The sequence below is a fragment of the Pricia sp. genome (assembly GCF_041745955.1).
In the GTDB taxonomy this organism is placed as follows: domain Bacteria; phylum Bacteroidota; class Bacteroidia; order Flavobacteriales; family Flavobacteriaceae; genus Pricia.
The window spans coordinates 1-3,084 of sequence record NZ_JBGTHY010000498.1; the positions used below are offsets into that span (position 1 = coordinate 1).

3 protein-coding genes and 2 tRNA genes are annotated in these 3,084 nt (G+C 42.0%); all 5 read left to right on the forward strand.

Annotated elements, in window-relative coordinates; translation table 11 throughout:
• Positions 1–145: 145 nt before the first annotated feature.
• Positions 146–218: transfer RNA gene (locus ACEW8S_RS17665), tRNA-Gly, on the forward strand.
• A gap of 89 nt (positions 219–307) precedes the next feature.
• A tRNA-Leu gene (locus ACEW8S_RS17670) sits at positions 308–391 on the forward strand.
• 244 nt (positions 392–635) lie between these two features.
• A complete protein-coding gene (locus tag ACEW8S_RS17675) occupies positions 636–1,460 on the forward strand; it encodes a Fic family protein (RefSeq protein WP_373519436.1) in 825 nt (274 codons plus the stop codon).
• A 140-nt stretch (positions 1,461–1,600) separates the two neighbouring features.
• Positions 1,601–2,239: a vancomycin high temperature exclusion protein gene (locus ACEW8S_RS17680; RefSeq protein WP_373519437.1), complete on the forward strand. Its 639-nt coding sequence runs from the start codon at positions 1,601–1,603 to the stop codon at positions 2,237–2,239.
• A gap of 174 nt (positions 2,240–2,413) precedes the next feature.
• The coding region (locus ACEW8S_RS17685; protein WP_373519438.1) for an NRAMP family divalent metal transporter at positions 2,414–3,084 on the forward strand (671 nt) is incomplete at its 3' end.

Consider the following 3,084-nt stretch of genomic DNA (forward strand, 5'->3'; position numbering starts at 1 on the left):
TTGAATGAAATCAAACGCATGTTATTGAAAAAGAAACACGCCTGAAAAAATTCATTTTTTTTCAATCAAAAGGCTTTGGTATTATTAGAAATGTATTAAATTTGCCGTCGCATTTAAGGCGAACGTTCATATTTTATTACATAACGCGAAAATAGCTCAGTTGGTAGAGCGCCACCTTGCCAAGGTGGAGGTCGCGGGTTCGAATCCCGTTTTTCGCTCTAAGGGTTTATTGCCCTTATTATAAACGTCGCTTGCCGGCGTTTCTTTGTTTAAAGTCCGTTCTCCTTGCATTTGCTGCGGAGATCACGCTCGAGTGGTGGAATTGGTAGACACGCCGGACTTAAAATCCTGTGACCATCTGGTCGTGCGGGTTCAAGTCCCGCCTCGAGTACTTAAACCCTTGTTAATCAATTGATTTTCAGGGGTTTCATATTTTATAGCAAATTTGCTGGTATATATTGTTCTGTTTATTTCTTTTGGCCATTTCAAGATTCCTATAATTTATTTTTCCTTCCAAAAGTGTCCAAAGTACAGTTTGTCGGAAATTAAAAATCCTTCAACTATTATGAGAAACTAAGCTTGGTTTGTGATAATTTTGTAAAAGTCTATGAATCAACCAGAAATCCTCATCGGTAATGGGAACTCCTAATAATAAAATACAAAAGCTGTTGCAGGTTAGGGATAAATATCTTGAGCTTTCAAGGGGAGTCATTGATTATGACAAATTCAACTACTATTCGATTGTCCACCATGGTACTACGATTGAGGGCTCGACACTTACCATAGGGGAAACATTTCTGCTATTGGACGAAAACCTTACCCCAAAGAACAAACCGCTATCCCATACATTGATGACCGTTGACCATTACAATGCACTTAAATATGTAGTGGAATTGGCCAGATCCAAGAAAAAACTGGACATAGAGGAGATACGGAAAATTGCCTCGCTACTATTAAAAAGTACTGGTTCCGTAATTTCTACAATGGTCGGTGATTTTGACTCCTCAAAAGGAGAATTCAGAATGACGACGGTCCGCGCTGGAAACAGATCCTTTATGGATTACCGAAAGGTTCCGGACAAGGTCGAAGAACTTCTTGGCCATATCAACAAAAATATAGCTCAAAGTAAAGGTTTCGTCGCAAATTGCATCTTGGCCTTCGACTCCCATTTCCAGATAGTCTCTATACACCCTTTCGCCGATGGCAACGGCAGGTTGTCCAGACTTCTTATGAACTATGTCCAACAGTACCATGGCGGGCCCATGACAATGGTCTCCAACACCGACAGACAGGAATATTTCGATGCCCTGGAAGAGACCAGGAAAAATGAGGATATCGATGTGTTCCGCAACTTCATGTTCAACCAATCCTATACCTATTTCCAAAAAGAGATATTTAACCTGACCGAGGGCCAAAAACAGGACAAATCCAAAGATCGAGGATTATCTTTCTTGTTTTAAAAAGAGTTCGATCAAAAGATGGGAAAAGAATTGCTGCTAAAGGTGTGGATACTTCCACGGCAAATATTTCGTTATCTTTAAACCAACCGTCTAGAAATGTCTTGCCATTTCAAAAGCTACTGCCGAACTAGCCACCGACCATGATAAAAAAACTATCCAAAATTTTGATAGTACTCCTTGCAATACCTCTGTTGCTGATATGGTTATGCAATTCGGTTATCACAAATGCGGCCGAAGGAAAAATATTCTCCGACACCAGCGACATATCGAAAAACAAGGTCGGTCTGGTGCTGGGCACCTCGAAAAAACTGATTGGCGGACTTCCCAATCCCTATTACACGTTTCGAATACAGGCGGCCCTCATACTCTATCAATCGAATAAAGTGGACTTCATTCTGGTCAGCGGTGATAACGGCACCACGTATTACAATGAACCGCAGACCTTTAAAAACGATTTGGTCAAAGGCGGTATTCCCAGCGACAGAATTTTCTTAGACTATGCCGGTTTCCGTACGCTGGATTCCATGGTGCGCGCCAAAGAGGTCTTCGGATTGGACAGCGTCACCGTAATCTCCCAACAATTCCATAATGAGCGGGCCATTTATCTCGCGGAAAAAAAGGGACTGGTAGCCATCGGATTCAATGCGGAAGATATTTCAATGAAACATGGTCTTAAAGTACAACTGCGGGAATATTTGGCCCGAGTAAAGGTCTTTATCGATCTGCTTTTCAAAACCGAACCCAAGTTTTATGGGGAACGGATCGAAATCAAATGCTGAACTAAAATTCTTCCCGAAGTCTTCAACTTCAAAAATTTGTCACATCGATGCTAGTCGAAATGCCAACCCAGCCAGTAGGCAGTTTCCAAAAACGTCGTATCTTGTATACTTGGACAACGGCTATTTTAAAATAGTTTATTTTAGACCCTTCGGAGCATTCATCATCGACCGACCATGTCAAAGACCAAGACCTTCCTTAAAAATCTGGGGCCTGGCCTGCTGTTCGCCAGTATGGCCATCGGTACGTCCCATTTGGTGCTATCGACCAAGGCCGGGGCGCAATATGGCTGGATTATGGTCATCCCCATTATACTGGCGAACGTCTTCAAATATCCATTTTTTGAGTTCGGGGTGCGCTATACCAATGTGACAGAAAAAACCTTGATCGAAGGCTACCTGAATCGTGGAAAAAGCTATTTGTGGTTTTATGGCTTTATCACATTGATAACCACTTTTACGATTTTAGCAGCGCTGTATACGGTTACCGCCGGTCTGTTTATCAATCTTTTTAAGATATCGGATTTTTCCATAACCCATGTGGCTTTCGGTCTATTTGTATTTATTAGTTTATTGTTGATTGTCGGCCGCTATACTTTTCTGGAAAATTCGTTGAAGTTCGTAGTCGCCATTCTTTTTCTTGCCCTTATCGTAACCACCGCACTAGTAATTTTCAAGGGTCAGGTGGAACAAGTGGCCGATTTTACCCCTCCCCCGATTTTTAACGATGCCGGAATTCTATTCCTCATTAGCCTAATGGGCTGGATGCCTACCACTGTGGAGGCTTCTAGTTGGATAAGTCTATGGAGTATTGAAAAGTGGAAAGGCGAAAAGCGAAAACCTTCGTT